This window comes from Candidatus Palibaumannia cicadellinicola (assembly GCF_002855795.1).
GTDB lineage: Bacteria > Pseudomonadota > Gammaproteobacteria > Enterobacterales > Enterobacteriaceae > Baumannia > Baumannia cicadellinicola_C.
This window is the reverse complement of the sequence record NZ_NJPO01000092.1, coordinates 1-1,586: the sequence shown is the minus strand read 5'-3', so window position 1 is coordinate 1,586 and position 1,586 is coordinate 1. Positions and strand designations below refer to the sequence as shown.

Here is a 1,586-nt window from a genome sequence, read left to right as displayed (position 1 = left end):
TTTTTTTACGAGATAACCTAACCTGGGCATGCACCTAGGGTTACGTAAATCCTGTCGAATCCAGAAACAGCCCCATAGATAGTACATATTAATTAAATAGTATCAATTGTCGAAACTATGGTAAGTTAATTATCGCTTTACCGGTAATAATATTTCGTTAGACGTGCTTTATGCAGCTGCCATTCTCGTTCTTTAATAGAACGGCGTTTATCATATTGTTTCTTTCCTTTAGCTACGCCAATTTTAATTTTAGCTAAGTGTTTTCTCCAATAAAGTGAGAGCGTAACAACCGTATAACTGTTGCGATGAACTTGGCCGAATAAATAATTGAGTTCGCGTCTATTTAGCAATAACTTTCTAGTGCGCATAGGATAACAAACTATATGAGATGAAGCAACTATAAGCGGCTGGAAAGTTGCGCCAAACAGAAAAGCTTCGCTATCTTTGAACAACACATAACTGTCGTTGATGTGTACTTTTCCGGCGCGCAGAGATTTTACTTCCCACCCTTGCAACAAAAGTCCAGCTTCAAAATCATTTTCAATAAAATATTCGTGGTATACGCGCTTATTTTGCGCAATAGTGGTTAAGCTAGATTTGTATCTGTTATTATCTTTCATAGACATAGAAAGTTAGCTAATAACTCCGGGTAGAGTAACAGGGTTAAATAAACTTTTATCGCATAACTTGGCTGTTTCTTACCAAAACGGTCGTTTGAGTCTCGTGAAAATAGAGATAATAATATCTGGCTTAATCGAACATGACAGGAGACAGAAAAAATTATGCCTCTTATCACTAGATCAGCGATTGTTCCCTATAGTGTAGAGCAAATGTTCGCTTTGGTTAATAATATTAGTGCTTATCCGGAATTTATCCCAGGATGCATTGCCAGTAGAGTACTAGCGCAGCACGGCTGCGAGTTAACAGCTGAAATGAATATTTCTAAAGCTGGCATTAGTAAATCATTCACAACTCATAATATCATTAAAAAAAATAAAAGTATCATGATGGATCTTGTTGAAGGCCCTTTTAGCTCATTAGTCGGAGACTGGCGTTTTATTCAACTCAGTGATGACGTGAGTCAAGTAGAGTTATATCTTAATTTCGAATTGAAAAATAAGTTTCTTGATATAACACTTGGTAAAATATTTCAAGAAATTGCTAACGGTATGGTAATGGCATTTACTCGCCGGGCAAAGGAAGTTTACAGTGCTTAATATTAGGGTTAAAGTAGTTTATGCTCTACCAGAGCATCAGTATATGCTATCGTTACTGCTTCCAGAAGGTAGTACAGTAGAGCAGGCTATTCACGCATCAGGTATTCTTACCTTCAATAAAGAAATAGATATCGTAAATATTAATAAAGTAGGTATTTTTAGCAGAGTGATCTCACTTAAGGAAAAATTACGCGACGGTGATAGGGTAGAAATTTACCGACCATTGCTAATCGATCCTAAAGAACGACGCCGCCAACGCGCAGAGCATACTAACAAGTAGTTTATCTTGTATATTTGTTGAAAAGATTGAACGCATCTTTAGGCAAATAGGCAAAAAAGATGATTTATTACTACCAGGTACTGGAGATG

At 36.6% G+C, this 1,586-nt stretch carries 3 protein-coding genes and 1 other RNA gene; 2 read left to right on the top strand and 2 right to left on the bottom strand.

Annotated elements, in window-relative coordinates; translation table 11 throughout:
• Together ssrA and smpB are read right to left on the bottom strand one after the other, a co-directional pair.
• Positions 1-74, bottom strand: a transfer-messenger RNA (tmRNA) gene (ssrA, locus tag CEX73_RS03515); the annotation flags it as partial.
• A 63-nt stretch (positions 75-137) separates the two neighbouring features.
• Complete coding sequence (smpB, locus tag CEX73_RS01840) at positions 138-620, bottom strand: SsrA-binding protein SmpB (RefSeq protein WP_101626901.1); 483 nt, start codon at positions 618-620, stop codon at positions 138-140.
• A 162-nt stretch (positions 621-782) separates the two neighbouring features.
• On the opposite strand from smpB, the gene CEX73_RS01835 reads away from it, so the two are divergent.
• Together CEX73_RS01835 and CEX73_RS01830 are read left to right on the top strand one after the other, a co-directional pair.
• Positions 783-1,217 carry an SRPBCC family protein gene (locus CEX73_RS01835; RefSeq protein WP_101626900.1) on the top strand — a complete coding sequence of 145 codons (435 nt, stop codon included), beginning with the start codon at positions 783-785 and terminating at the stop codon, positions 1,215-1,217.
• A complete protein-coding gene (locus CEX73_RS01830) occupies positions 1,210-1,497 on the top strand; it encodes an RnfH family protein (protein ID WP_101626899.1) in 288 nt (95 codons plus the stop codon). Before CEX73_RS01835 ends, CEX73_RS01830 begins: the two co-directional genes overlap by 8 nt.
• Positions 1,498-1,586: the final 89 nt, after the last annotated feature.